26 protein-coding genes are annotated in these 25,225 nt (G+C 55.2%); 4 read left to right on the top strand and 22 right to left on the bottom strand.

The features are described 5' to 3' along the window. Positions 1-49 precede the first annotated feature (49 nt). The 4 genes from ABC336_RS29710 to ABC336_RS29695 all read right to left on the bottom strand — a co-directional run bounded on the left by ABC336_RS29710 (position 50) and on the right by ABC336_RS29695 (position 3,640). Positions 50-1,639 carry a family 10 glycosylhydrolase gene (locus ABC336_RS29710; protein ID WP_413242105.1) on the bottom strand — a complete coding sequence of 530 codons (1,590 nt, stop codon included), beginning with the start codon at positions 1,637-1,639 and terminating at the stop codon, positions 50-52. Between the two features lie 196 nt (positions 1,640-1,835). Next, on the bottom strand, positions 1,836-2,102 hold the full coding sequence (locus ABC336_RS29705) for a hypothetical protein (protein ID WP_413242104.1): 267 nt from the start codon (positions 2,100-2,102) through the stop codon (positions 1,836-1,838). Between the two features lie 170 nt (positions 2,103-2,272). Next, positions 2,273-3,205 (bottom strand): manganese-dependent inorganic pyrophosphatase, encoded by a 933-nt coding sequence (locus ABC336_RS29700; RefSeq protein ID WP_413242103.1) that lies wholly within the window; start codon positions 3,203-3,205, stop codon positions 2,273-2,275. A 147-nt stretch (positions 3,206-3,352) separates the two neighbouring features. Then, positions 3,353-3,640: a DUF6509 family protein gene (locus ABC336_RS29695; RefSeq protein WP_413242102.1), complete on the bottom strand. Its 288-nt coding sequence runs from the start codon at positions 3,638-3,640 to the stop codon at positions 3,353-3,355. Positions 3,641-3,729: 89 nt separating this feature from the next. Here ABC336_RS29695 and ABC336_RS29690 point away from each other — a divergent pair, with 89 nt between their 5' ends. Both ABC336_RS29690 and ABC336_RS29685 read left to right on the top strand, forming a co-directional pair. Beyond that, on the top strand, positions 3,730-4,059 hold the full coding sequence (locus ABC336_RS29690; RefSeq protein WP_413242101.1) for a hypothetical protein: 330 nt from the start codon (positions 3,730-3,732) through the stop codon (positions 4,057-4,059). Then, on the top strand, positions 4,056-4,697 hold the full coding sequence (locus ABC336_RS29685) for a metal-dependent hydrolase (protein ID WP_413242100.1): 642 nt from the start codon (positions 4,056-4,058) through the stop codon (positions 4,695-4,697). Before ABC336_RS29690 ends, ABC336_RS29685 begins: the two co-directional genes overlap by 4 nt. Here the strand turns inward: ABC336_RS29685 and ABC336_RS29680 are convergent, their stop codons facing one another. The 9 genes from ABC336_RS29680 to ABC336_RS29640 form a co-directional block, all read right to left on the bottom strand. Continuing rightward, positions 4,698-7,223 (bottom strand): DUF4850 domain-containing protein, encoded by a 2,526-nt coding sequence (locus ABC336_RS29680; RefSeq protein ID WP_413242099.1) that lies wholly within the window; start codon positions 7,221-7,223, stop codon positions 4,698-4,700. It abuts the gene before it with no gap. Continuing rightward, the gene (locus tag ABC336_RS29675) at positions 7,220-7,603 is read right to left on the bottom strand and encodes a BlaI/MecI/CopY family transcriptional regulator (RefSeq protein ID WP_413242098.1); all 384 of its coding nucleotides are present in this window, start codon (positions 7,601-7,603) and stop codon (positions 7,220-7,222) included. Before ABC336_RS29675 ends, ABC336_RS29680 begins: the two co-directional genes overlap by 4 nt. Positions 7,604-7,790: 187 nt before the next feature. Further along, complete coding sequence (locus ABC336_RS29670; protein WP_413242097.1) at positions 7,791-8,726, bottom strand: hypothetical protein; 936 nt, start codon at positions 8,724-8,726, stop codon at positions 7,791-7,793. A gap of 196 nt (positions 8,727-8,922) precedes the next feature. After that, positions 8,923-10,860, bottom strand: coding sequence for an ATP-dependent DNA helicase (locus ABC336_RS29665; protein WP_413242096.1), 1,938 nt, complete (start codon positions 10,858-10,860; stop codon positions 8,923-8,925). Between the two features lie 779 nt (positions 10,861-11,639). Then, positions 11,640-12,080: a hypothetical protein gene (locus tag ABC336_RS29660; protein WP_413242095.1), complete on the bottom strand. Its 441-nt coding sequence runs from the start codon at positions 12,078-12,080 to the stop codon at positions 11,640-11,642. A gap of 159 nt (positions 12,081-12,239) precedes the next feature. Continuing rightward, positions 12,240-12,500: a YqkE family protein gene (locus ABC336_RS29655; RefSeq protein ID WP_413242094.1), complete on the bottom strand. Its 261-nt coding sequence runs from the start codon at positions 12,498-12,500 to the stop codon at positions 12,240-12,242. 3 nt (positions 12,501-12,503) lie between these two features. Beyond that, positions 12,504-13,460 (bottom strand): ribonuclease Z, encoded by a 957-nt coding sequence (gene rnz, locus ABC336_RS29650; RefSeq protein ID WP_413242093.1) that lies wholly within the window; start codon positions 13,458-13,460, stop codon positions 12,504-12,506. A gap of 170 nt (positions 13,461-13,630) precedes the next feature. After that, the gene (locus ABC336_RS29645) at positions 13,631-15,130 is read right to left on the bottom strand and encodes an IMP dehydrogenase (RefSeq protein ID WP_413242092.1); all 1,500 of its coding nucleotides are present in this window, start codon (positions 15,128-15,130) and stop codon (positions 13,631-13,633) included. A gap of 138 nt (positions 15,131-15,268) precedes the next feature. Beyond that, complete coding sequence (locus ABC336_RS29640) at positions 15,269-15,607, bottom strand: metal-sensitive transcriptional regulator (RefSeq protein ID WP_413242091.1); 339 nt, start codon at positions 15,605-15,607, stop codon at positions 15,269-15,271. Positions 15,608-15,729: 122 nt separating this feature from the next. Here ABC336_RS29640 and ABC336_RS29635 point away from each other — a divergent pair, with 122 nt between their 5' ends. Then, positions 15,730-15,945 (top strand): hypothetical protein, encoded by a 216-nt coding sequence (locus ABC336_RS29635; RefSeq protein WP_413242090.1) that lies wholly within the window; start codon positions 15,730-15,732, stop codon positions 15,943-15,945. A gap of 70 nt (positions 15,946-16,015) precedes the next feature. Here the strand turns inward: ABC336_RS29635 and ABC336_RS29630 are convergent, their stop codons facing one another. Then, positions 16,016-16,252, bottom strand: a complete 237-nt coding sequence (locus ABC336_RS29630) for a hypothetical protein (RefSeq protein WP_413242089.1) — start codon at positions 16,250-16,252, stop codon at positions 16,016-16,018. 280 nt (positions 16,253-16,532) lie between these two features. On the opposite strand from ABC336_RS29630, the gene ABC336_RS29625 reads away from it, so the two are divergent. Next, on the top strand, positions 16,533-17,012 hold the full coding sequence (locus ABC336_RS29625) for a C40 family peptidase (RefSeq protein ID WP_413242088.1): 480 nt from the start codon (positions 16,533-16,535) through the stop codon (positions 17,010-17,012). Between the two features lie 68 nt (positions 17,013-17,080). Here ABC336_RS29625 and ABC336_RS29620 read toward each other — a convergent pair whose 3' ends face one another. The 8 genes from ABC336_RS29620 to nikR all read right to left on the bottom strand — a co-directional run bounded on the left by ABC336_RS29620 (position 17,081) and on the right by nikR (position 25,177). Then, a complete protein-coding gene (locus ABC336_RS29620; protein WP_413242087.1) occupies positions 17,081-17,674 on the bottom strand; it encodes a pyridoxamine 5'-phosphate oxidase family protein in 594 nt (197 codons plus the stop codon). 78 nt (positions 17,675-17,752) lie between these two features. Continuing rightward, positions 17,753-18,682, bottom strand: coding sequence for a polysaccharide deacetylase family protein (locus ABC336_RS29615; protein ID WP_413242086.1), 930 nt, complete (start codon positions 18,680-18,682; stop codon positions 17,753-17,755). 171 nt (positions 18,683-18,853) lie between these two features. Continuing rightward, the gene (secD, locus tag ABC336_RS29610) at positions 18,854-21,028 is read right to left on the bottom strand and encodes a protein translocase subunit SecD (protein WP_413242085.1); all 2,175 of its coding nucleotides are present in this window, start codon (positions 21,026-21,028) and stop codon (positions 18,854-18,856) included. 66 nt (positions 21,029-21,094) lie between these two features. After that, positions 21,095-21,490 carry a hypothetical protein gene (locus tag ABC336_RS29605; RefSeq protein WP_413242084.1) on the bottom strand — a complete coding sequence of 132 codons (396 nt, stop codon included), beginning with the start codon at positions 21,488-21,490 and terminating at the stop codon, positions 21,095-21,097. 92 nt (positions 21,491-21,582) lie between these two features. After that, positions 21,583-22,473: an NAD(P)/FAD-dependent oxidoreductase gene (locus ABC336_RS29600; protein ID WP_413242083.1), complete on the bottom strand. Its 891-nt coding sequence runs from the start codon at positions 22,471-22,473 to the stop codon at positions 21,583-21,585. A 44-nt stretch (positions 22,474-22,517) separates the two neighbouring features. After that, a complete protein-coding gene (gene pdaA, locus ABC336_RS29595) occupies positions 22,518-23,297 on the bottom strand; it encodes a delta-lactam-biosynthetic de-N-acetylase (protein ID WP_413242082.1) in 780 nt (259 codons plus the stop codon). A gap of 159 nt (positions 23,298-23,456) precedes the next feature. After that, positions 23,457-24,569, bottom strand: coding sequence for an N-acetylmuramoyl-L-alanine amidase family protein (locus ABC336_RS29590; protein ID WP_413242081.1), 1,113 nt, complete (start codon positions 24,567-24,569; stop codon positions 23,457-23,459). 149 nt (positions 24,570-24,718) lie between these two features. After that, positions 24,719-25,177, bottom strand: a complete 459-nt coding sequence (nikR, locus tag ABC336_RS29585) for a nickel-responsive transcriptional regulator NikR (protein WP_413242640.1) — start codon at positions 25,175-25,177, stop codon at positions 24,719-24,721. Positions 25,178-25,225: the final 48 nt, after the last annotated feature.

Below are 25,225 nucleotides of genomic sequence, written 5' to 3'. Positions count from 1 at the left end.
TGAGAGGGAGGAAAGTTTCGTGAAATATAGCGATTATTTCTAATTGATATTACGACGCTCGATAAAAGCCCCGCAACGCCTCCGCAATACCAAGCGGATTGCGCCGCAGGTCCTTGGCGCTGAAAAAGACTGAGCCCTGAACCTCGTCATATCCGTCATTGTATTTCAGTTGATTGATGATCTCCTGAGCGGTGTGCCAGCCCGCATCCGTCGTTCCGAGCTTGTATGGCGAATGTCCGATGTACAGATCGACATCTGTACCCTGTACCTCTCGTACCCACCAATCGACGAGCGTATCATAGCGAGCTGCAGAAAACGACATGCTCCAATACAGCTGCGGCACGACATAATCGATCCAGCCCTGCCGGATCCATGTCCGCACATCTGCCGACATGCTGTCATATGCGGTTACTCCGGCCCTTGTAGCCGAGCCGCTGGGATCCATAGACTGATTGCGCCACACACCGAACGGGCTGATGCCGAATTCGACTTGCGGCTTGGCTGCTTTTACAGCTTGCCCCAACTCGCGGACGAAGGTATTGATGTTGTCGCGGCGCCACTCCGCTTTGTCCAGGAACTGCCGGGGATTATGCGTCCGGAACGTCAGATCGTCATTGAACAAGCCGCTCGAAGGGTAGAAGTAGTCGTCCAGATGGACACTCTGGATATCATACTGCGTGACTACCTCCAAGATCGTATCGATAATATGCTGTCGAGCCTCAGGGATGCCAGGGTTGATATAATGCCGGTTGTTCGAGTTCACAATCCATTCCGGGTGCTGCAGCGCCACATGATTGGCGGCCAACCCTTCCAGCTTGCCGTCCGTAGTCGCACGGAACGGATTGAACCAGGCGTGAAATGACATGCCCCGCTTGTGCGCCTCTTCTACGGCAAATGCAAGCGGGTCGTAGCCAGGGTCCTGACCCTGCTTGCCGGTCAGAAACCGCGACCAAGGGACAATCCGGGAAGGATACAAAGCATCTGCAGCAGGCCTTACCTGCACAAATACGGCATTCATCCCCATCGCTTGCAGTTCATCCAGCAGCTTGATATATTCGCTTTGTTGAGCCGCGCGATTGCCATAAGAGCCGCTTGACGGCCAATCCAGATTGAACACGCTCGATACCCACACGCCGCGCAGTTCATCTGTCTGCCCTGCTCCCTCGCCGGGAGTCGGCGTCTGCCCGGTATAGAGCTGGACAGCACGCGCCGTCTCTTGCCAATCCACTGTTAATCCGAGCTGTTCGCCGACAAAGCGCAATGGCACGGTCACTCTTCCCTGTCGTAATGTGGATGGTGCATCCAGTGTCACTCTTTCATTGACGCTGATATGATCAGCTTTGACTGTAGCCTCGCGCGAGCCTGCTGTCATCATAATTTCCGTGCCCGATTTGCGGATCGTCACCGTCTTGGTCGCAGCGTTCCAGTCGACATATGCGCCCATCGATTCGCTGATCACCCGCATCGGCACCATTGTGACGCCGGGAGGCATTATGTAGGGGGAGACATCACTGGGGACGCGCTTGCCGTCCAAATAGATCGTAATCTCCGCCGCGGCCGTCGAGGCCGGGCTTGCACTGAGGGCAGGAATGCATAGTACCACTGCCAACAACGCGATCAACCATTTTGGTGCTTTCATCAGACCAAATCCTCCAATGGCATAAAATATGAGATTTAAGGAACCGTCACATTATAGACGCAATCGGATACGATTTGTTGCTTCAACACCCCAAATTGTCACAATTTGTTCGCCTTTGTCACACGAAAAAGCTGCCAGCGCACGGGCTGGCAGCAGCATGGCGACTTAGCAAACCTGAATGGACAGAACAGACCTTTTATGGCGTCCCTCGTTCGCCAGGGTTGGGAACACGCGGATTCATATCTGGATCAATCTCCGGGATCTTCTCCGGGACGATCTCAGGCTCCGGCTGGATATCCGGGGGAATCTCCGGCTTTGGATCCGGCAGGATCTCGGGTTCGGGCTGGCGATCCGGACGAATCTCGGGTTCAGGCTGTCTGCCCGGGTTTATCTCGGGTTCGGGCTGAGACGGAATCTCCTGCGGTCGATCATTCAATGGTTGGTTTCCGGTTTCTTCTATCATAGGCGGGCGCCTCCTTTACTAGGTCATCTACCTAGTATTACCTTTGCCGGAGCCAGCTCAAACTTCAGGGCAGCATACAGGCCAGATCAGCCCCCGGGCAGATCTGGCCTGCTGTTTGCGAAAGTCCACCTATGAGAAGCCCCATGGTAGAATTTGGTCCGTTGCGTACCTTACGCTTTGGCGAGCGTTTCCGTAAGTACAGGAACGATCTGCGATTTGCGGGATACTACCCCTTTGAGAACCGCTTTGTTGTTCTCCAGCTTGACATTGTATGCCTGCTCTACCGCTTGCGCGGCGCGGCCAAGCGCCAGCGCCACCGAGTCGTTATTGAGAATATCCGTGACCACAAGGACGAACAGGTCCAAACCCTTTTGACTGATGACGCCGCTCAGGGCATCCTCAAGCTCAGCCTGACGGGAGAGCACATCGTTCACGTCCACTGCATTGACTTGAGCGATCTCGACTTTGGCACTGCCCATCGTGAATTCTTTGGCATCAAGAGTGATGAGTTGTTCGATCGTCTTGTCGCTGAGGTCAGCCCCGGCTTTCAGCATCTCCAGGCCATAGGCACCGCTATCTACTCCGGCGATCTCTGCCAGTTCGCGGGCAGCCGCGATATCTTGATCCGTGCAGGTAGGCGATTTGAACAACAGGGAATCGGAGATGATCGCCGAGAGCATCAGACCGGCGATATTCGGCTCGATCGCGATGCCGTTTTCTTTGTACATCTTGTTAAGGATCGTCGCGGTGCAGCCGACCGGCTCAGCCCGGTAATAGAGCGGATGACTAGTCTCAAAGTTGGCGATCCGGTGATGGTCGATGACCTCGAGCACACGCACGCTCTCGATGTCGCTGACGCTCTGCTGCCGTTCATTATGGTCGACCAGGATGACGGTACCTGTCTCGCCAGCCGCAGATTCGATCAGACGCGGGGCTTCGGCCTGGAACTTGTCGAGGGCATAGCGAGTCTCGCCGTTTACTTCTCCCAGACGTACCGCTTCGACAGTGAAGCCCAGCTTGGTTTTCAAGTCGGCGTATACGAGCGCCGAGGTGATCGTGTCGGTATCGGGATTTTTGTGTCCGAATATGAGTGTTTTTTCCATGTAGAAAAGCTCCTTATCCTATCGTATTTGGCCTGCTTCTGCACATGTGCATCCGGCCAGCTCTATTAATCCAAATAAGATTATAACGCTAAATTCAATATATTCCTATGCCTTTAATCAAGAATTCGCAAAAAAAACCGTCAGTCCTTACACCGTTCTGCAGTGTTCGTCGCAATAGGCAGCCACAAGGGCAAGCTCTTCGGCTTCCAACTCAAAGTTGATATACTTCTCGCTGGCTGCCTCGAGCAGCTCATACTGGACAATGCCGGAGCTGCCTTCCGATACGCGATAGATGACTCTGATCTTGAGGCCTGCTTCCTGATGCAGCTCGTCGTCCTCGGGAACCTCGACTGCAAGCATCACCTCGTACCTCTCCCCTTCCAGTATGCCAAAGGGATCCTTGACTTGTTCCACTACATGACCTGTAATCTCCATCGTTATCTCATCCTTCCTCTTGCATCGCCTCTGGCGAGCCGCACCATTTGATGCTATGATCCTATAAGTAATATAAAGGAGAATCGTTCATGAATCAAAAAGAATGGGAACAACAAATGATCGAGCGTTACCAGGACGACGAGCAGATGATGATCGTCATCTTCGCCCAGTGGTGCGTCAACCGCGGCCTCGACCCGCTGCAAGTATACCGTGATGCCTACCCTGAGCAAGGCGACAATGCTGCCCTCGCAGCCGCCGTGCAACAGACCGTCGCACCTGCCCAGGGAGATGATATATCCGACGACCTGCTCTTTTCGGTATTGGGACTGTTCGGCAATGACCGATTGTCCGAGCACTGCACTGCTCTGATCGACAGTCTGCGCTCAGCTGCGTCCAAAGGAGCAGATGAAGCAGAATGAAGGGCAGCACGCATCTCGCGATAGGTACCGCCGTTGGTTTGGCGGGCATTGTATACCAGGGCGCTTATGAGCCTGGACAAGCAGCGTGGTTGTTGTCCGTCGCCGCTTTCTCCTCGCTCAGTCCGGATCTTGATGCGCCCAGCATGCTCACTCGCAAGCTGACCGCAGCGTCCAGATTCATCAGAGGGCTTGTTGTCTGGGCAGGGACGGCTAGCCTGATCGTTGCCCTGGCCGCTTATGCCAGCAACCGTCTGGTCTACCCGGAGCTTGTCACAGCCGCAGTTGCCCTGATCCTGCTTGGACTCATCGCCAGACAAGGCGTGATCCGCAACGCCCTGGTCAGCGGGATCGGCGCCTGTCTGCTCTACACCGGCGTAGACGGCGGGGTGAACTGGCTTGCCGGATTGGGCTTATTCGTCGTCATAGCCCCCTGGCTGAAACACAGGGGGCTTACACATACCGTATGGGCGATGGCAGGCTGGGGTTATATCGCCTGGGAGCTCGAGCGGGAGCTTCAACTCCCGGGCATCATGTGGGTAGCCATCGCGGCTTACGCATCGCATCTGCTCGCAGACACGCTAACACCCCAGGGAGTCAGGTGGCTTTATCCACTCTGGCGCAAAGCTTGGAAACTGTAACTAGATTTGAGGATCATAACTGATCCGGTCTACCACGTACCCTTCACCATCGTAGCGATAATCCAGCACGAAGTTGCCGGTAAATTCATTGATGGCGATGCTGCCGACTACCGAGGCCGTCAACCGGCCATTCTTCACACCAAAGGATACATGGCTGCCGAACAGCATCTCCTCGTTCGGATAGCCAACCTCGTAATCGATCTCCAACGTCCCGTCCTCGCCTGGCAGAGACCAATAGACATAAGTACGGTCGTCTTCGACTTCGATCCGGCTGTCCATCGCCCCCTCCATCGCTGCAACGGGGTCTTCCACCGCGACTTCCTCCAGCGTGACGGGGTTTACCACATGCACTTCTTGGATCGAAACGCCAGTTCCTCTGCCGAGTGTGGTGGCGACGACAATCTCCGCCCGGCCGTCGCCGTTGATATCCTCCGCAACCATCTGGGGCTCGCCCGTCACGTCAATCATCCCCTTCCAATCGAAGACAGCTCCTCTGCCCTCCAGCTCCAAATGATATCCGAGATGCATGCCGTCCCGCTTCTCCAAACCATATAATTTGACATCACCGTCCCCCGTGACGGCGACAGGCTCGGTGTCCGGCATATAGAGAAACTCGCCGATCAGTTGACGCGCTTCAAAGTATGCCAGCATCTCTCTCGCCAGTTCCTCGTCTCCCGTCGGGCCTTCGAAGGTCAATTGGCGGAAGCGGATTTTGGACTCCCCGCCATCCCTGTAATCCGTAACGCGATAGCCTACCCCCGCAGCCAGATATCCGCCCTGGGTGCCGGCCAGCCGGTACCTGACCCACTCGGATTCCGCTTCCCGGCTGATCCATGGGAGATCCGGGATGACGATGCCGGCGGCATCTTCCGCGCTAACCAGATCCGGATAATAGGCAGCCAGCAGCGGCAGGACACAGCTAACGCACGTACCGGTGTCGTAATAGGTTAGCCTCTGCAATGGATCCTCGGGATCGACGAGCACGACAGTGATCGAGCCATCCGCTGCCAAATCGGCTTGCTCGGCCTGCCAGTGGCGGGGAGCGAGCAGCAGGATCCCTTGATCATAGAATCCCGTCCCCGTCCAGAAGCCGGCCCATGACGCCGTATGCTTCTCCGGAAGCTCAGACAGGATGATCGGCGGCAGGCCTGCCTCCGGCACGAGGCTGGCCGGGAGTGCGGATCCATCCGGCCCATCTGGTCGGATCCCGATCAAAGGCAGATGAAGCGTATCCGGGTACAGCTCATTCGTCTCCAGTCGGATCTGCCCCAGCTCCGCCATCTCGGGCAGGGGCTGGCTCTCCTCGCCCGCTGTACCGCCAGTCGAGCTCGTCAGCGACACCAGCGCCACGACGAGCAGCAGGACGGCCCCCGCTGCTGTATTACGATACGGGGCCGGGCGGAAGGTCCGGACGCCTTCGATCCTGCGCCGCAGCGTCTTGTAGCCGTCCGAAAAGGCAGTAATCGAAGGAGCCGAACGGCGTTGCGCCTGCTCCAGCAGCCGAATCATCGTATGGCCATACACATGTACCGATGGAGTATCGAGGCTGCGCAGCGCCTGGTCGTCGCAAGACAGCTCCTGGTCGTCTCTCATCCCGCGTACAGCATACCAGACGAAGGGATTAAACCAGTGGACAGCCGCTGCCAGCGCCATCAGCCAATTGATTGCCGGATCGCGGCGTTTGCAGTGGACCAGCTCATGCAGGAAGATACAGTGCCACTCCTCCCTTTCCAACTGCAGAAGAGTAGGTGATGGCAGGATCAGTACAGGACGGAATACACCGACAAGTACGGGCGAATTCAGCTCTTCCGACACCCTCAGCCGCGGGAGCCGGCGCAAGCCAAGGCGCCTGCCCGACGCTTCCAGGAGCTGTGGCAGTTCCTCGTCCAGCACCACGACGCTGCGCCTTACGAGTCTGCGAGACTGGGTGAGATGGATGATCAGCCGGCACACCACGAGCGCAGCGCCCGCTAGCCAGATCCATAGCGCCCAGAAGGATACACCCGGGGCGAAGCGTGATGCCGTGTCGGAGAAACCGCCGGCTGTGCCTGCCGACGCCGCCCCATCCACCGGTGGCGTGCTGTTCACAGCAGATTCAGACTCAGCCGGGGGAACGACAGCTGCAGCATCCTCACCGCCATACCCATTGTCCGGAATAACAGCGGGCAGTTGATCCACGGCAAGATTACCGTTGTCAGCGAGCAGTCGCTCTTGTGCCGTGCCCTCGGCAGGAACCAGCTGCATCAGCTGGGCAGGGACCAGTCGTTGTAAACTGAATGTACTTTCCGGACTCCATGGAATCAGCAGCCTGATGAGCAGCACGCCCCAGAGGGCGTATTGCCAGCCGATCGGAAGTTTGCCCCGCAGCAGCAGACGGATCAAGAGAATCAGGCCGATCACGGCCGAAGCAGAGACGGAAGCCGTCAGGAGCCTCTGTAACCAAACGCCGCTATGTTCTGCCAAAAAGGATAACCATCGGATACTCCAAGGTGGAACAGAGGCAAACCAATCGCCAAGCAGCCTCATCTTTGGTCCTCCCGTTTCTCATCCAGCAGCGATTTGAGCTCGTCGATCTCTTGTCGGGACAGCTTTTGCTCAGCCAGAAAATGAGTCAGCATCGGCGCCAGCGCACCGCCATACACCTTACGCAGAAACGACTTCCCCTCGGCTCGCCGACACTGCTCCTCGCTGAGCAGCGGACTGTACAGATAGGTCTTGCCCTCTTGGCGGTATGTGAGAACCTCCTTCTGTACAAGACGGCTGAGCAGCGTCCGAATCGTCTTCGGACTCCACGCGGTTTGATCCTCGAGCCGATCGATCACTTCCTTGGCCGTAGCGGGCGCATGCGTCCACAACACCTTCATCACTTCCCACTCGGCTTCCGAGATGCGCGGGGTATCAGACATAAGCTCACCTCACTGATTACATATGTAGTCAATACGATATTCACATACTACATTTGTAGTCCCATTTTGTCAACCTTCATTTCCGTAACGCCCTTATATTTCAATAAAGGCTCCGCACAGCAACAAGCCCGGCTGTCATAGCCGGGCTTGCCAGGGCATGGATATCGGCACGCATGTGCTAAGTCAATCAAGTAGTCAGGCTCTGCATCGTTGCGGGATTGGCTTCCTCACCGGCCGCGGCAAGCCGCTGCTGCAGCATCTGGCCCAGCTCCTCCGAGGTATCCCAGATTAACGGTCGGATCGAGCGGCTGTGCACCGGCATCGCTTCGAGCACGCTGCGGTGGATCGTCCACACCACGGGGATATCCAGCCCCGCTGCGTATCCGCCCGCGTAGAACACTTCTGCCGAGGATATGCTGATATCGGCAATCACCAGCTTGCTGTCTGCTACACGAGCAATCGAATGATCCGTCTTCTCTTGGGTACGACTGTTGAACAGGTCGGGCAAGTAGCCGCTCTGCTCCAGCTTCGGCAGGATGTGCTGCGCCCACTCCTCGTGCAGCGCCTCGTCATCAGGCAGGACGACGCTGCAAGGCTTCAGTTTGCGCCCGCCGGCGAGCTCCGACGCTTCACGCCAGCCTTGCTCAGTTAGACTGAAAGAATGGCCTTCGCGCGTCAGGGCGCCTTGCTCCTTCAGCTTCTCGATCAAGTAGACTAGCTCCTGCAGATTGTTGGAATACGTCAGATTGTAGCTGCCTGAGAGTTTGTGGATTACTACAGGCTCCCCGGGACCGCGGGCATGCCTGTACAGATATTGCAACAGACGGCCGCCTTTTTCCTCGATCGTGACAGGGACCTTGGGAGAATTCTCGATCGCCCGCACCTCTTTTTCATTCAACGACACCGCTTCCTCACAGTCAGTCAATTCGCGGATATAACCGGAGACCAAAGGGAATAAGCGTCGCTTGTCCTGATATGACATCCGATTCAGCCCGTCATAGCTGTCGGCATGCAAATTATAGTAACCCTCTGGTGCGCAGTAGCAGCCCAGAAAACGTTCGTACGCCCCTTTTGTTTCTACTGAAGCGACCTCGTCGCAGAACAGGCAGCGTCTTTTTTCCATGGCTCTCACCCCTCCAATATACAGTGCTTATTCAAAAGCGGACGTTTTGAACAACGTCTCACAGACTCTTCGCACATCTTATCGGAATTTGCGGAGGCACGGCGATTAGTAATTTCTCATCCCGCTTAAATTTCTCTCACATTGTGAGACACACAAAAAAGCCGCGCTCCGCGCGGCTCTTATCAAAATACACCTATCAACTTGGCTTGCCCATCGGCAGGACCGAGGCAATCCGCTGCTGAACAGCGGAAAGCTCATACTGGATCTCCACAAAGATCGCCGCGCTTCCCCGGTCTTCGCGGCTCCGGATCAACCTGCCCAAGCCTTGGCGCAGTCTCAACAGCATGTAGGGCAGATCGACCTCATGGAAAGGATCGGATGCATCCTGGCGCTTGGCCATATAGACGGGATCCTGAGGCGGGAACGGCAGGGACCAGATGATCACCTGCGACAGGGACGGTCCCGGAACATCCAGCCCCTCCCATAAACTGATGGCGCAGAGGCAGCTGGTCTCCTCTTCCTGAAAGCGCTCGATGAGGGTACTGATCTCCTGATCTCCTTCTACATAGAACTTCAGATCGCGGCAGGCCTCCTCCTCCGCGATGGCCTGCTTGAAGTGCAGCATCTCTTCCCGGGAAGAGAACAGGAGCAGCGTCCTGCCTCCTGCCGCAGCCAGTCGTTCCGCCGCCGCCTGCAGCTTCTCCCTGAAGCTGCCCCCCTCGCTCCACTTGGGGATCTGAACTTCCATCTGTGCCCGGTAGTCGTATGGGGAAGCAACAGTAAATGACAGATAGTCGTCGATGCCGAGGCTGTCGGCAACATAACCGAAGGAGCCTTCCGTCGACAGCGTAGCCGAGGAAAAGACGATCGGCTTGGGAGCCGCGAACACCCGCTCCCGCAGCACCTCCTTGACAGCCTTCGGCATGATAGCGACAGCGAGACCGTCCGAGCTTTCCGTCCCCCAGCAGATCGGCGGCTCCGGACGCTCAAACAACCGCAAGGCCGTCTGGAGCATCTCCAGATGCTCTTCAACGATCCGCAGCTGATAATCTGCCAACGTATACAATCCGCTCTCATACACCAGCTCTTCCTCGATGGCCGAGAGCAGCGAGCAGAAGCGCTTGATCTCCCGCAGGAGCAGCGCATCCACCTGGATCGCCAGCCGCTCGGAGCCGGCGATCGCCGTGGTCCGGCTGGCGAACACATCGAATAGCAAGTCGCTCTGTTCGATCGCATCCTCGATTAGAAGGGCAAGCGATTCGCGGATCGCATTTTGCAGCAGCCGCGTGATGATCGCCGTAAATACGCGATGCTTCACGTTGTAGGTCAGTGCTTTTTGGGCTGCAGCCTCCAACAGATGCCCCTCGTCAAATACGATCGAGCTGTGCTCCGGCAGCAGCGGCAGCTGCCCTTCACGCTTGCGGCCTTCATAAGTCCAGACATGCTCCATATAGAAGTCATGCGAGCATATGATCAAGTCAGCCGCCCGACGATAATGGTCTCTCGACAGCGTCTGCCCGCAGCGGTGACGCTGCTCGCAGACGAAGCAATCCTGGAAGGCGTCCCAATTCACCCTCGACCACTGCTCGTCATTCAAATGAGAATAATCCCTGCGATCGCCATAGGGATGAAAGGCCTGCAACGGCTTGGGCTTGCGCACAAACTCAGGCAGCGACCTGTGGATGTCATCATACAACTCATCATCCCCACCATCCGCGATCGCCTGATCCAGCTTCACCAGGCATAGATACTGATCCGGCGATTTGCCGAGTCTTGCGTCGACAGTCAGGTCAAGATGACGTGCGAGCTTGGCCACATCACCCTGCGGCTTCACCAATTGTTCGATCAAAGACTCGTCAGCGCATGCGATAATCGCAGGCTGTCTCATATATCGCGCATAAGCAATAGCGTACAACAGATAGACCAGCGTCTTGCCTGTGCCCACACCTGCCTCCGCGAAGATCGGGCGTTTCTCGGCAAACGCCCGTTCCAGTTGAAAAGCCATATAGATCTGTTCATCCCGCACTTCAAAGCCGGCGGCCGGCAGCTGCTCGTAGAAAACATCAGCAATCCAGTCTCCGGCCTGCTGCACATAAGACTGGGCGGGATCGTAATCGAATGGGTACTTCTTCACTTCCTATGCCTCCACATCCGGGTGCGTCTACAAGAGGCTGTTCAAAAGAATCGCTTTCTGAACACACACTTGGATCAGACATACACGCCTAAAGTGGCATTATCTCACGGCCTCCTCAAAAACACAACAATTTAGCCAGTCTTATTCCAAGGAATAGAGATGCTTTGACAGCAGTCTTCGACAGCATCCTCAGCAATTACAATGTATGCTAAGAGTTGATGCAGCCAAGCCGTGCGCACCGATAACGTATCTCGCACGCACCAAGCTGCTACATCTGGTTTACAAGGAGGCCGCAAAGATGGAACCCGAAATCGCCAAACAACCGGTCAAGCCCCCCAGATTGTCTATGAAAATGCTCCATGACCTGATCATCCACCAGCAACAGATCCAGGAACAGCTGATGAAACGAATCGAGTGGCTTGAGCAGCAGATAAACGCAGCCGTACTTGCCCCCCATGAACCGCAGTCAGATGCATTACCCTCGGAGCAAGACGATACCCTGTCCGTATCACCTCCGAATATTGCAGACACAGATATGCCGGAATTGGGGCTGGAGGCGCTCATCGAGGCTGCCCTGCACCCGGATGGCCTGCCGATCGCCGAACCTTCGCACACAGAGGATACCGATCTTGCTCTAGCCGATCAACGGCTTCCCCACGATTCATGGTCTTGTATCGAGATTCCCAGATCTCTGAGACATGCTGCTCCCGCCAAAAAAAAACGGATCTGGGACAAGCTCTGGCACTGGAGCAGCGCCAGCTCGTCCGGATCGCGATCGGTCACACATAAGCGGGATGCACAGCGTATGCCTGCTCCCAGGCTATCCCTAGAGATGCCACACGAACCAATGCGGCTCCGGTCGTCGTCGGAATGAGCCAAACCGGCAGCTCGGAAAGCAGTCCCGAAGGAAAGCGGAAGACGTCTCCGTCGTCGGTCTGCTGACTCGTCTGTGTCCGCATCCGGATGCTTCCGGAAGCAAGGTAACGGTTCGTGCATTCATCGAACCTGGCGTTATGCCACTTCACCTCTTCGACCTGTTCGACAGACAGGATCAATTCGGTTCCTCTCGATTGCAACAACCGGAGATGGGGCAGCTCTAGCTTGCCAGCGTGCAGCAGGATGGCTGCCTGATCCATGGCTTGGCGCGGGTTTCCCGCTTCTGTAGCGTAAGTGACGGCGACTTCGACGACTGCCTTTCTTCTCAGCGTGCTTTTGCTCATAGTTCGGTGTCCGGTCTCCTTTTCCTCTGTTTCGTTTTTTTCAACAGGATCATTATATGGACCGGGTTGCGGATTTATGACGCCGAACGTTCTGCGATACCAAACAAGCCGGATGAGTACTTCACTAAGGAAGTCTCCATCCGGCTTGTTCGGGTCCAACTATTTGAAGTTGCGCCAATCTTGCTTGCTATTATTCAGCAGATGCTCAAAGTCCTGCTCCAGCAGTTTCTCGCGGTCAAGCCGCTCCTGCTCCGCCTGACGCCGCTTGGCTGCCTTCGCCTCGGCTTGCTCCGCTTGCCAGGCCTCCGACTGCTCCTTGAGCTTGCGGGCGACCTCAGGATGAAGCAGATCCTTAAGCGTTGCTGCGCCGTCTGCTGCCGATTGGCCTTGCTGCGGGGCGGGCTTTCTTCTACGGACCATCGCTTATACCTCCTTGTAGCGCGTATCTCCCATCAGTTCCCGGCGATGAACCGGCAGCATCGTCAGATCCCTGGGTGCGAGCACAGGCGTGTGGATCTCCGCCGCCTCAGATGCGCAATACTGTACTTCCTCATCGTTATAACGGGTACTGAAATGCGTCAGGACCAGCTGCCGGACTCCGGCGTCGCGCGCGGCCTGAGCGGCCTGATGTGTCGTCGAATGTCCATATTCCACAGCTTTATCGGTCATCGCTGCTACGAATGTCGCTTCATGTACGAGCACATCGGCATCCTTCGCCAGTACCCCGACAGCCGGACACGGGCTGGTGTCACCCAGGATCGCAATGATCCGTCCCGGCAGCGGCGGTTCCGTGACGTCTTTCGACCGCACGAGCCGGCCATCAGGCAGGGTCAGGCTGCCGCCTTGCTTGAGCTTGCCGTAATCCGGTCCAGGCGTCACGCCCCATTCCCGGAGCAGCTCGACCTTCAAGCGGCCGCAACGCGGCTTCTCCACGATCCGATAGCCGTAGCATTCCACCCTATGCTGCATGGGTGCAGCCTCGACGATAAATGAATCATCTTCAAAGACCTTGCCTTCGGTAACCTCATAATATTCAATCTCATAGCTCAGATGGGACGCTGTCATCCCTAGCGTCAGCTCCACCCACTCCTTTAACCCCTTCGGACCGAACAGCTTAAGCGGCTCGGTGCCGCCAAGAAATGCCCGGCTGCACAGAATGCCCGGCAATCCAAAAGTATGATCCCCGTGCATATGAGTAATGAAGATATGCTCCAACCGGCTGAGCTTGAGCGGTGTTTTCATCAGTTGGTGCTGCGAGCCCTCGCCGCTGTCGAACAGCCAGAACGTACCGCGGTCCTCTGGCATGCGCAGCGCGATCGACGTCACATTTCTATCCTTCACGGGCCTGCCGGCCCCTGTTCCAAGAAACCAGAGTTCCATATGCACCCTCCTTCAAGTCATGCTGCTATTGTAACGCTGCCGCAAGCGCAAAAGCAATCGGGCCTGAACCACGCTACAGCGTCCCCCCGGCATAACCGTACAGCACAAACAGGCGCAGCGCCCCTGGGTAGGCGGCTGCGCTCTGCTTGGATCAACGGTTCAAATGGGAATTATTCGGCAGACAAGCTGTTTTCTTTGAGGATAACATCATGCGCGCCGCCCTCGACCAGACTCGTCTCCGACACCAGGGTGATCCGGGCATCTCGGTGCAGCTGCTTGATCGACTTCACGCCACAGTTGCACATCGTGGATTTGATCTTGCCGATGGTGCGGTCCATGTTCTCGCGCAGACTTCCGGCATAAGGAACGTAGGAGTCTACCCCTTCCTCGAACATTAATCCTTTTTTGCCGCCCGAATCGTACCGCTGCCAATTGCGCGCCCGGTTTGAGCCTTCACCCCAGAACTCCTTGACAAAGTTGTTGCCTACTTTCAGCTTGCGTGTAGGGCTCTCGTCAAAGCGTGCGAAGTAGCGCCCCATCATGACAAAATCCGCTCCCATCGCCAGCGCCAGTGTAATATGGTAGTCGTGGACGATCCCGCCGTCGGAACAAATCGGTATATAAATCCCCGTTTCTTCATAATATTGATCCCTGGCTTCCGTAACCTCGATGACGGAGGAGGCTTGACCGCGTCCGATCCCTTTCTGTTCCCTGGTGATACAGATCGACCCGCCGCCGATGCCGACCTTGACGAAGTCTGCTCCCGACTCTACCAGATAGAGGAAGCCCTCCCGGTCCACCACATTGCCAGCGCCGATCGGCACATTGAAATTCGCTTTGACGTACTGAATCGTCTCTCGTTGCCATTCGCTATATCCGTCAGATGAATCGATTACCAACACATCGACCCCGGCTTCGACCAGTGCGCTTACCCGCTCTTCGTAGTCTTTCGTATTGATGCCGGCTCCTACGATATAGCTCTTGTTATGATCCAGCAGTTCAAGTGGATTTTCCTTGTGGGCGTCATAATCCTTGCGGAAGACCAGATAATCCAGATTGCCCTCTTCATCCACGATCGGCAGGCAATTCAGCTTATGCTCCCAGATCAGATCGTTGGCCTCGGAGAGCGTCAGGCCGGAGCGGCCATAGATGACCGAAGCAAGCGGCGTCATGAAGCTTTCAACTCGTTTGTCCAAGGCATCACGGCTTAGACGATAATCCCGGCTTGTCACGATACCCAGCAGCTTGCCCTTGGGCGAACCGTCTGCAGTGATCGCGACCGTCGAGTGTCCCGTCTCTTCCTTAAGATCCAGTACATCCTGCAGCGTGTGCTCCGGCGTCAGGTTGGAACGGCTGACGACAAATCCGGCTTTGTAGCTTTTCGCTTTGCTTACCATACGAGCTTGATCTTCTACCGACTGGGAGCCAAAGATGAAGGAGACGCCGCCGCAGCGTGCCAGTGCCACTGCCATCTTGTCATCAGACACGGATTGCATGACTGCCGAGGAGAACGGGATATTGAGTGAGATCGCCGGTTCTTCGCCACGGCTGTGCTTGACTAGCGGCGTCTTCAGGTGAACGTTCTGCGGTGTACAATCTTTCGTAGTGAGGCTTGGAATCAGCAGAAATTCGCTGAATGTTCGGGACGGTTCCGTATAATATTTAGCCATGCACGCTTCATTCCTCTCAATTTGTATTTCATCTAGGAAGGTAAATTTTATCAATCGTACCACCACAGCCTGTCCAGGTCAATATCAGCCTCGCCTCAGTCTGGGTTAGCTGCAAAGAAGCCGCTTCCGCGGCTTCACTTAACGCATGAGTTTGTTGATGGTCGTTAACAATTCTGGTACAACTTCCATGTCCCCGTCCTGGATTCGCTCCATCACGCAGCTCTTGAGGTGATGTTCCAGCAGCAGCTTGCTGACGCCATTGAGCGCGGACTGGATCGAGGCGATCTGATTAAGGACATCGTCACAATAAACATCGCGTTCGATGAGACCCTTTACCCCGCGCACCTGTCCCTCGATCCTGCTAAGCCGATTGGTCAGGCTGCTCTTGACCTTCTCTGAATGATGACTTTGGCGCTCCCCGTTTGTATGACATGCCGCGCCTTCATCCTGCAGCTGCTGCTCCGGCAGATTGCTCATCTCGCTTCCCCCCACCGCCTTTTCTTTTACTATATCATACCCCGCCCTCCTATTCCTATATCCTGCGCTGTGCTACAATATAATATGGCTTATTCATTCAATAGATAGGCAGGTGAATGCTGATGTCACAGATGAGACGACTGGCGTCTGCACGTGATTTTGCCGAGGTCGTGGAAAACGGCAGAAACGTTCGGGTATTCAAAGACGACTTGCTGATCGAGGACCGGGCAGTCATCGTCCGATTCGATGATACGCTCGTTGTCACACAGAGCAGTGTCAGCGATATCGCCTATCACGACCGGCAAGAATGCGAATTTTATGAGATCCGGAGACGATAGGAGCGGTCAAAAGGAAAAGGACAGCCTCCGCCAGATGGGTGGAAGTTGTCCCTATTATATCGGTCCAGGCTTATTCTTCAACATCATACGGTTTATATTTATTCGCACTTGAAGACTGGTGCTTCGTTTCGGTTTTGCGTTTTTCCTCTTCCATCTCCAGTGTCAGATCCTCCATCGGCAGAGGATCCACGTTGCGCTGACTGATGAACTTGTCGAACTGGCTTTCCTTGTCTGTCGGATACTGCTCGGGATTGTCTCGGGTGCCTTCCTGCCGTGTGTCCTCGCGTACCTTCTCCCACTCGTTCATCGTGTTCACCTCCTCGACGAATCAAAGTATACTAGCCATTAACCAAGCTGCAGCCTGTTCAATCGGAGGGCATAGTAAACAGCCGTCTCAGCGCTCCCAAAACGGCTGCATCATAAATGAATCAATTATGAGAATATTCTCATCTCGATCTAATAAACCTGCCTATTCCCGCGTCTGGCGTGATTCCGGGCTCTTCGTGGGAATAATTAGTAGGTTTTTGTGTGCTATAGTTAATCCTGGTTAAGTGATTACTGCAATAAACGGAGGGACAACAAGAGATATGCGTAAGCTTACATTCGTAAAACGTGTACTTGCTACAGCCTTGTGCGCTACCATCACGATAACGTCATTTTCGATCGGCGCTTCCCAAGTGGATGCAGCCACACCTAGATCCGAAGCACTCATTCAAAGCGGCAAACAATACCTGGGCGTGCCATATCGACTCGGTGCTCCGAGCGGTGCTACATATGCGTTTGACTGCTCATCGTTTACTCAATATCTGTTCAAGAAAAACGGGGTTACACTGCCTCGTACTTCCGCTGCTCAAGCTACGAAAGGCACTTCGGTGGCCAAAGGTTATCTCAGTATGGGAGACCTCGTATTCTTCAAGACCAATGGTCGAAGCATCAGCCATGTCGGTGTCTATGCCGGTCAGAACAAAATGCTGCATACATCCAGCAGTCAAGGTGTCGTAATCACCAACATGAATACGAGCTATTGGAACAATCGTTACGTCACTGCACGCCGCGTATTGAACTAAAATACCTTGTTCCGTAAACCGTCTCTGACAACAGAGACGGTTTATTGCTTTGCTGGCGAGCGGGAGCGCTATCCCAGCTTCATCCCGTTGATCGCCAGATGCGCCTGGAACATCTCAGAGACAGACGGCAGTTCCTCTTTGGCGAGCCATTCCTCATATGTCCACACGCCCGAGGTCTTGAGGGCACGCGGACAATGAATGAAGCATTCTTCGACTTCGACGATGACAGCGAGCTGAGGCGTCTTGCCGCTGAAGCCCTGAGCGGCGATCAGCTCCGTCTGCTGCGTAATCGCCGCGCGCCCGTTGATTCTTAGCACCTCCTGCATGCCCGGGATAATGAAGAGCATGCCGAGTCTAGGATTATCCAGCAGATTGAGCAAGGAGTCCACTCGGCGGTTGCCGGGCCGCTCAGGATAGATCAGTCTGCGGTCGTCCAGCACCTTGACGAATCCCGGCTCGTCGCCCCTCGGCGAGACATCGCACCAGCCCAGTTTATCTGTTGTAGACACAAAAAATAAAGGTGATCTGGACAGAAAATGACGGATATGCTCATCGATCTGAGCGATACTCTTTTTTACAACAGCCTCATGCGGGGCTCCGACCAGCTCACGCAGCTGTTCGGGATCTGTGATCTGTCCCTCGACGATTCCGTTCCATTGCATAATATAAGTTCACTCCTGTTGCCGGTTATTGGCGCTTCTCATTTGAGAAGAGTTATCAATATTGTACCCCAGGTTCAGCTAACCCTCAACCCAAGATACAGAGGGCTCCAGAAGCTCTGAGAGCAACGAGGATGAGGTGACCGTCAGCCGGTTCAGCTGCATCGGGTTATCTCCCGGACGGACGAGGCCTTGTCTTACCGTGAAGGCCATGCGATAGCCCGATTGCCGCAAATAGTAGACCATCTGCTGCCGGAACTCGCCATAAGGATAGGCAAAGTACGGTGTATCAATGCCTATTTCTCTCATCTTGTCGATATCTGGACGCAATAGCTTTTCATTCATCCCGGCCCCGTACTCGTTGCCGCAATGCAGCTCCCGCTTGAAGTGCAGATCATAGGTATGGCTATGGTACTCGAAGACATCGACGGTCTCTGCCATCTGCTGCTTCGAGAGAAAGCTTTTGCGCGCTGGGTCAAACTCTCCCGTCTGCTCCTCGATATTCGAGCCAACGACAAACAAACTTCCTTTAAAGCCATACTTCTTCATGATCGGGTAAGCGTAAATAATGTTGTTCTCGTAGCCGTCGTCAAAAGTAAGTACTACTGTCTTCTCGGGAAGGGAGCGTTCTCCGATTACATAAGCCTCCAGCTCCTCCAGAGTGGCTGTATAGTAGCCTTGCTCATATAGATAATCCATTCCTGCTTCGAAAGCTTCAAGATTGATCATCGAATTGTTGCCGGGTTCCAAATTGAGCGCTGCAGGCACGATGTAATGGTACATCAGTACCGGCACACTCTCCGCCCCGCCAGGGTCGGCGAAAGCCTTCGCGGAAGGATCCAGCGCCGCCAGTCGGGGCGCATTGGGATGAGTCAGGGCAAACGCCTTGTTCTTGGCCATAACCCAGGCCATACACCCTTTATGCGATAGTGCGGAATCCGGGAATACTACCATCAGCGTCGCCGCCAGTAAACTGAAAGCCGTAAGGACGAGCATGGCTCTCTTCACCATCAGAATCTGTTTCTCCTTCCAGCGGCGTCTCCGCTGCATGGGCTTGGACCTTTTCACATCGGTGATGATTGATCACTACAGATTAGACGGCGCAAAGGATGCGAAAGTTCCAATTTTGAAAAAAAAACTCCCGGCTTATATTCATAAGCACGGGAGGCATACAAGCTGATCTTATGGTGCTGTCGTCTCTTCGACGGAAGCCGGCTTTTCCAGCGACTTTTTCTTCAGCAACAGCCAGAACTGACAAGCAACGAAAATGGAGGAGTAAATGCCGAATACCAAGCCCAAAGTCATCGCGAGCGAGAACAGTTTAATGGATTCGCCTCCGAACAGGTACAAAATCAGGGCAGCTACGATTACTGTAATCCCAGTATTAATAGATCTTATCAACGTCTGCGAGATACTCACATTGACTAATCGAACAAGATCGTCATACGATTTGAGCTTCGCAAAACGCAAGTTCTCCCGAACCCGGTCAAAGATAACTATTTTATCATTGATCGAGTAACCGATAATCGTCAGTACGGCAGCGATAAACGGGAGGTTCACTTCCAACCGGAACACGGCAAAAATCGTAACGACGAAAAATGCATCATGGATAAGTGCAATAATCGCCGAAATCGCAAACCGCCATTCAAAACGCAAAATAATGATAAGGGCTACGCCCACAAATGCGATAAGAACCGCGATGATCGCTTTGATCCCCAGTTCTTGTGCTATGCCGGGATCGACAGTATTCTCTTCCCGGGACACCTCATCCCCATATCGTGCCTCAAATACTTCCATGATCTGATTGACCTCGCCTGCATCGGAATCGAGGATCTGCTCGAACCGGGCGGAGACACGATTGTCGTTGGCACCGCCGACAGTAAAGGACGATGGCACGAATCCCGATTCCTCGAACATCTGCTCCGCTTCGTCATGCGTGATCGATTGCGGGAGGCTGATATCCAGACTCGTCCCCGCCTTGAAGTCGACGCCGTAGTTCAAATTGGCTGCCAGCAAGACCACGATTCCGAGCACGGTAATCGCAGACGAGAGGCTGAAGAACAGCTTGCGGTGCTTAACGAAGTCATAGATCTTGTAGTAAGGATCTTCACCCTTCTTGCTCTCGGCCAGTGAACGGATATCTTCTTGTTTGACACCCATCAAGCGCGGGTTTTTGACAATATTGCTGCGCACCAGCAGGTTCAGCAGCAGACGCGAGAACGAGACGTTCGTGAACATACTCAGGATGTTGCTCAAGATCAGCGTCAGCGCAAACCCCTGAATCGCACCCGTACCGATAAAGTAGAGTACTGCAGCTGCCACGATGGACGTCAGATTGGCATCCAGGATCGTGCGGAACGATGATCGGGAGCCTGTCTTAAGCGCGGAAGCGAGACTTTTGCCGCTGCGCATCTCCTCTTTAATCCGCTCTGCTGTCAGGACATTGGCGTCAACGGCCATCCCGATCCCGAGCACGAACGCTGCAATCCCCGGCAGCGTAATCGTCGCATTCATCCAGTAGAACAACAGCAGGATGCCCCAGCTGTAGACGATCAGCGTGATGCAAGCGATCAGGCCAGGGATGCGGTACACGAACAGCATGAACAGCAGGATGAAGATCGAAGCGATCCCGCCTGCCATTAGAATCTGGGTCATCGATTGCTGCCCCAGCGTCGCGCCGACGGATTGGGTATAGATCTCCGTCAAGTTGAGCGGCAGTGCGCCGAGATTGATGACACCGGCGAGCTCACGTGCTTCCTCAAGTGTATAAGTGCCTGTAATTGTGGCTTTACCGTCCGTCAGAAGAGACTGAATGGTGGGCGCCGACAACCGCTCCTCATCCAGATAGATAGCCAGCGGCTGGCCAAGCAGCCGTGTCGTTACATCCCTTAGCTTTTCTGCATCCTTCACTTCGATCGAAACGTTAGGTTGGTTCAGATCATTGTAGATGACTCTAGCCGCACCCTCCACGAAATCAACGCCGCGCATCTCGATCGTGCCGTCCGGACCCCGGAAGGTCAGCTCAGCCGGCTTTCTCATGATGCTGCGTACTTCTTCTTCATTCGTTACGCCGGCGATCCGCGCACGGATCCGGTCGCTGCCTTCAGGCGTAATCTCGGGCTCCGCGACGCCATAAGCGTCAGCACGAGTCTGCAGGGAACGGGCGGTCTCCCGCAGCGCTTCCTGGGTTACCGTACCGTCCTCCATGACGGGCGAAGCCTGGTACAGGATCTCAAATCCGCCCTTCAGATCCAGACCGAGTCTGAGATTCTGGACGATGTGCGGCGATGTGGCCGCGACGATACCGAGACAAATAGCAACGGTTAATAAAAAGGCTATAAAACGTTTCATAATCATAGACATGAGAACTCCTCTTCCTGTTGGTTGGGCACCGCTGCGGGTGCGGGTAATGAACCGATAATATCAGCAGGGAAGAACGCAGAAGCGGCTCACGTAAATCGATGTATGCTTGACAGGGGCCAGCTTGAGCAGTGTCATGCGGATGCCGATCCATGCATTGCCGGGTACCGCAGGCACGTTGGCGACTCTCCGGTAGTACAAGGCTCCGACGACGATCACGATGAAGCCATAGCCTGCCCAGATCAGCTTCTTGGGCTGCAGATACCTGGGCGCTGTCAGATAGCTGGATTCACCGGGTGCTGATAAGGCTGGGTGATCCGCAGCTTCAGCGGGTCGTTCCACAGAAGCAGGCATGCCGGTGACCGGAATCGAGAGCAGCAGGATCATGACAACGCCCAGCCAGGAATACGCTTGCCGGCTGCCGCAGGTTAACGCTAGATTAGTTAAGGGCTTGTCCATCCGCTTCCCCCTCTCCCTTTTTGGACTCGTACTTTATGGCACGACCAGTTTATTATATACGAAACGTACCATGGGAAGGAAGAGTAAATCTGTCAAAGCAAGCTTTTATGCATCCAGATCGCCGCCTGCACTCCTTCACCCATCGCGATGGCGGCCTGCTCGGCGTGAACCCCGACATCCCCGGCCGCCCATACATGCTGTACGGAAGTCATCTTGCTGCGGGGATCCGTCACGATATGACGGTTCTCCAGCCGCTCTACGCCTAACTGGTGCGCGAGGCCGGAACGGACCTCATTGCCTCCGAACGCAAGAAAGCCATGGGTGGCCGGGAGGAAGGGGGCGTCTGCAAATTCCAGTCCTACCATAGATGAACCATCCGCTACAATTCTTTTTACAGGTTTGTCCAGCACAGGGATTTCGAGCCTGCTTAATGCTTCGCTGGATTGCACTGATAATGACCTAGCTTCATGATTGATATAGGTCACTTGACTCGTCCAGTAGGTCAATCTGCAGGCCATCGCGGCTCCCGCATCACCTGATCCCAGCACAATCGCCGGACGGTCTGTCACCTCATAGCCGTCGCAGTCGGGACAGACGAACAGGCTGATCCCGAGCAGCGGCATCAGTCCATCCAGCGGCGGCAGACGGTCGACCACACCAGTCGCCAGCAGCAGCCTTTTCCCCCGGTATACGGTGCTGTCCTGCGACACGAGCGCGAATCCATCACTTGTACGCTCCGCCCGCTCGATCCAGGTATGGACCAGATGCACACCAAGACGCTCTGCTTGCAGCCTGCCCAGGGCGCGCAGCTGTTCGCCTCCGATCCCGTCCGGCCACCCCAGCAGGTTGTTGTAGCTGCGGCACCAGGTCGAGCGGCCATCGGCGCTGTCGAGGACGACGGTCGGTCGGCCATAACGCCCAAGCTGGACCGCCGCTTGCAGCCCGGCCAGCCCGCCGCCTACAATCAGGCAATCGTAGATCATCCCGTTCCTCCTCTCTATGCCGTATAGCGGACTTTTGAACAACGTTAATAAGATTTGAGGCGGAGCTCGTCAAGGCTTTTGAATGTATACCCCTGCCGTCTTGCTTCATCGATGATGCGGCCAAGCGCCTCCGCATTGTCGCGCGATACCGAGTGCAGCAGGATGACGGCTCCGGGATGCAGCTGTGCGATGACACGGTCATAGGCATAATCCGCCCCTCTCTGGGCATTGACGTCCCAATCCTTGTAGGCCACCGACCAGAAAACACTCGTGTAGCCAAGCTTACGGGCCTCGGCAAGCATCTGCTCATTAAAGATCCCGCGCGGGGGGCGAAGATAGCTCATCCCCAGCTGCGGCGTTCTCGCGAGCACCGCTTCCTTCACCCGCTCCAGCTCATCCTTGATCGCTGACGGAGCAAGCCTGGTCATGTCCGGGTGATGCCAGGAGTGATTGCCGATCAGATGCCCTTCCGCAGACATCCGCTGCAGCAGCTCGGGCTGATCGGTGATGTACTGACCTGTAACGAAGAACGCTGCCGGCACCTTTTTGTCGCGCAGCACATCAAGCACCTGAGCCGTATATCCATTCTCATAGCCGTTGTCGAACGTCAGGAACAGTTCTTTTTGCCCGGTATCGCCCAGGAATACCGCCCCATGCTTGGAAAGGATGTCCTTGAAGCCTTCCTCATTGATCGACGGAAGCGTCCCTCCGCGGCTCGGCTTGAAGCCAAAATGAAACACCTTGTCCGAGCCAAATCCGGCCAGCACAAAGCAAACGCACAGCAGCAGCGTGATCAACCCTCTCGCGTAGAAACGCCTATGCATCCTAGATCCCCCTTGATTCATATTTGTCCTCTGGCAGTAGAACATGCCATCGTTGCCCAAGGGTAGTATTTCCAGCCTAATACTGGAACATGCAACTGCTGCTATACAAAAAGGCAGCCTCAAAAGTCCTTGACCTTCGAGGCTGCCTGAACATGCGGCTTATTTAAAATAGTTTTGCAGTCCGACTGCAATCGCATCGGCCGCTTTGCGCTGATAATCGCTGGTACGTACGATGCCCTCGTCGCGCTTGTTGGATAGGAAGCCCAGCTCCAGCAGCACCGCAGGTGTACGGTTCTCGCGGAGCACATGGTAATCTCCGAAAGCTACCCCATGGCTTTTAAGTCCGATCCCGCCAGCCAGTTGACGTTCGATCGCGTGGGCGAGCGGCCGGTCTTTCTTGCTGGAGTAGAAAAAGCTGAGAATCCCCGAGTTGTTGCGTTCGGAAGAATTATAATGAATGCTGATAAACGCATCTGCGCCCGCTTCGTGGCTGATCGCCACGCGTCTGGGCAGTTCGGGCTTCTGGTCGTCTTTGGTTCGTGTCATAACGACCGTCGCTCCAAGGGCTTGCAGCTTGTCCTTCAAGTAGTTGGCCGTGCTCAGATTGATGGTCTTCTCGGCTGTCTTGTAAGTGGTGCCTATCATGCCTGGATCAGATCCGCCATGACCGGGGTCGATGACGATCACTTTGCCGCGCAGCGATCCGGATCCCGACCCTGCCGAACGTTGGCCGGGAGATACGGTGATCTGTTCACCATCGCCCACATACTGGGAGGATACCCAGCCTCTCTCGCCGCCGGAGACGACGTGCAGCCAGCCTTTGACGCTCTCCTGGATGGAGACGGCTGCCCCCCGATACAGCATGCCATTAATCTTGTAGTCGGTTCCCGGACCTTCACGCACTCTCAGAGCATCAGCCAGCACAACCGATGCATCGGCAGAACTGCGTGATCCGCTGCCGCTCGACTTGTCTGCAGATGCCGTACTGACAGAGCCAGGCTTATTGTCCGTCTGCAACAGATAGTATCCGGCAACCCAGCCTTCCAGACTGCCGTGCTTGACGTAGTACCAGCCGTGGAACTCTCGGGTCACCAGGACGATCTCGCCCCCTTTGACCGAGCCCTTGACTTCTGCATCCTTGGCCGCATCCTCGCGCACGTTGAGCGAGGTAGCATTCACCTTGGCATAATATTGGCCGCTCGCCAAGGCTTCCCCCGGCTGGACCAACAACAACGAAGCAACAGCCGAGAGCAGCAGTACACCAAACATCATAATCAACTTTCTTCTTGCGATATGTATCATAGCAACCCCTCTCTGGTTGACAGGATAATATGAAGCACACAGGCTTCCAGGGAGTCAGCAGCGCACACACGGTTTATATACACCAAATTCTGCCTGCCTAAACAGTCTTGAAGTCATCTTCATCGATGATGATGGTGATGCCCCCCGCTGTCACCGCTGCCGGCATCTGCATAAGTGACCGACAGCTCCGCATAGATAACGCCTTTCTGCACCTGAATCTGCTGCTTCAGTCGGCGCAGATGGGACAATTTGCCTCTGACCACGATCACCTCCAGACATTGGTCGTGATTGAGATGGACATGCATGGTCGACACGATGGCATCATGATGGTCGTGCTGCAGCTCCATCAGCACGAGCGGCAGTTCACTCACATGATGATCATATACCATAACGATCGTCCCTGCGACATGCTCATCATCCTGCATCTTCGTGGCGTCCAGTATCGAGCGTCTTGCCATATCCCGGATCGCTTCCGAACGGTTGGTGTAGCCCTGTGCTTCGATATAACCGTCGAACCGTTCCAGAAGCGGTGCCGGGAACGACACGCCAAAACGGATGACTTCTTCCTTCTCTGCCACTCTCATCACCTGTTCTGCATCAGTATGTCGTGTATTTTACCATATTCC

The organism is Paenibacillus jepli (assembly GCF_047238105.1).
Classification (GTDB): Bacteria; Bacillota; Bacilli; order Paenibacillales; family Paenibacillaceae; genus Paenibacillus_D.
The sequence above is the reverse complement of the archived record's forward strand: the minus strand, read 5'-3'. Positions and strand labels throughout refer to the sequence as shown.

Bases quoted from the DNA above. Each gene is read 5' to 3' on its own strand.
- ABC336_RS29710 (WP_413242105.1), bottom strand. From the start codon at position 1,639: ATGAAAGCACCAAAATGGTTGATCGCGTTGTTGGCAGTGGTACTATGC.
- ABC336_RS29705 (WP_413242104.1), bottom strand. From the start codon at position 2,102: ATGATAGAAGAAACCGGAAACCAACCATTGAATGATCGACCGCAGGAG.
- ABC336_RS29700 (WP_413242103.1), bottom strand. From the start codon at position 3,205: ATGGAAAAAACACTCATATTCGGACACAAAAATCCCGATACCGACACG.
- ABC336_RS29695 (WP_413242102.1), bottom strand. From the start codon at position 3,640: ATGGAGATTACAGGTCATGTAGTGGAACAAGTCAAGGATCCCTTTGGC.
- ABC336_RS29690 (WP_413242101.1), top strand. From the start codon at position 3,730: ATGAATCAAAAAGAATGGGAACAACAAATGATCGAGCGTTACCAGGAC.
- ABC336_RS29685 (WP_413242100.1), top strand. From the start codon at position 4,056: ATGAAGGGCAGCACGCATCTCGCGATAGGTACCGCCGTTGGTTTGGCG.
- ABC336_RS29680 (WP_413242099.1), bottom strand. From the start codon at position 7,223: ATGAGGCTGCTTGGCGATTGGTTTGCCTCTGTTCCACCTTGGAGTATC.
- ABC336_RS29675 (WP_413242098.1), bottom strand. From the start codon at position 7,603: ATGTCTGATACCCCGCGCATCTCGGAAGCCGAGTGGGAAGTGATGAAG.
- ABC336_RS29670 (WP_413242097.1), bottom strand. From the start codon at position 8,726: ATGGAAAAAAGACGCTGCCTGTTCTGCGACGAGGTCGCTTCAGTAGAA.
- ABC336_RS29660 (WP_413242095.1), bottom strand. From the start codon at position 12,080: ATGAGCAAAAGCACGCTGAGAAGAAAGGCAGTCGTCGAAGTCGCCGTC.
- ABC336_RS29655 (WP_413242094.1), bottom strand. From the start codon at position 12,500: ATGGTCCGTAGAAGAAAGCCCGCCCCGCAGCAAGGCCAATCGGCAGCA.
- rnz (WP_413242093.1), bottom strand. From the start codon at position 13,460: ATGGAACTCTGGTTTCTTGGAACAGGGGCCGGCAGGCCCGTGAAGGAT.
- ABC336_RS29645 (WP_413242092.1), bottom strand. From the start codon at position 15,130: ATGGCTAAATATTATACGGAACCGTCCCGAACATTCAGCGAATTTCTG.
- ABC336_RS29640 (WP_413242091.1), bottom strand. From the start codon at position 15,607: ATGAGCAATCTGCCGGAGCAGCAGCTGCAGGATGAAGGCGCGGCATGT.
- ABC336_RS29635 (WP_413242090.1), top strand. From the start codon at position 15,730: ATGTCACAGATGAGACGACTGGCGTCTGCACGTGATTTTGCCGAGGTC.
- ABC336_RS29630 (WP_413242089.1), bottom strand. From the start codon at position 16,252: ATGAACGAGTGGGAGAAGGTACGCGAGGACACACGGCAGGAAGGCACC.
- ABC336_RS29625 (WP_413242088.1), top strand. From the start codon at position 16,533: ATGCGTAAGCTTACATTCGTAAAACGTGTACTTGCTACAGCCTTGTGC.
- ABC336_RS29620 (WP_413242087.1), bottom strand. From the start codon at position 17,674: ATGCAATGGAACGGAATCGTCGAGGGACAGATCACAGATCCCGAACAG.
- ABC336_RS29615 (WP_413242086.1), bottom strand. From the start codon at position 18,682: ATGGTGAAGAGAGCCATGCTCGTCCTTACGGCTTTCAGTTTACTGGCG.
- secD (WP_413242085.1), bottom strand. From the start codon at position 21,028: ATGATTATGAAACGTTTTATAGCCTTTTTATTAACCGTTGCTATTTGT.
- ABC336_RS29605 (WP_413242084.1), bottom strand. From the start codon at position 21,490: ATGGACAAGCCCTTAACTAATCTAGCGTTAACCTGCGGCAGCCGGCAA.
- ABC336_RS29600 (WP_413242083.1), bottom strand. From the start codon at position 22,473: ATGATCTACGATTGCCTGATTGTAGGCGGCGGGCTGGCCGGGCTGCAA.
- pdaA (WP_413242082.1), bottom strand. From the start codon at position 23,297: ATGCATAGGCGTTTCTACGCGAGAGGGTTGATCACGCTGCTGCTGTGC.
- ABC336_RS29590 (WP_413242081.1), bottom strand. From the start codon at position 24,569: ATGATGTTTGGTGTACTGCTGCTCTCGGCTGTTGCTTCGTTGTTGTTG.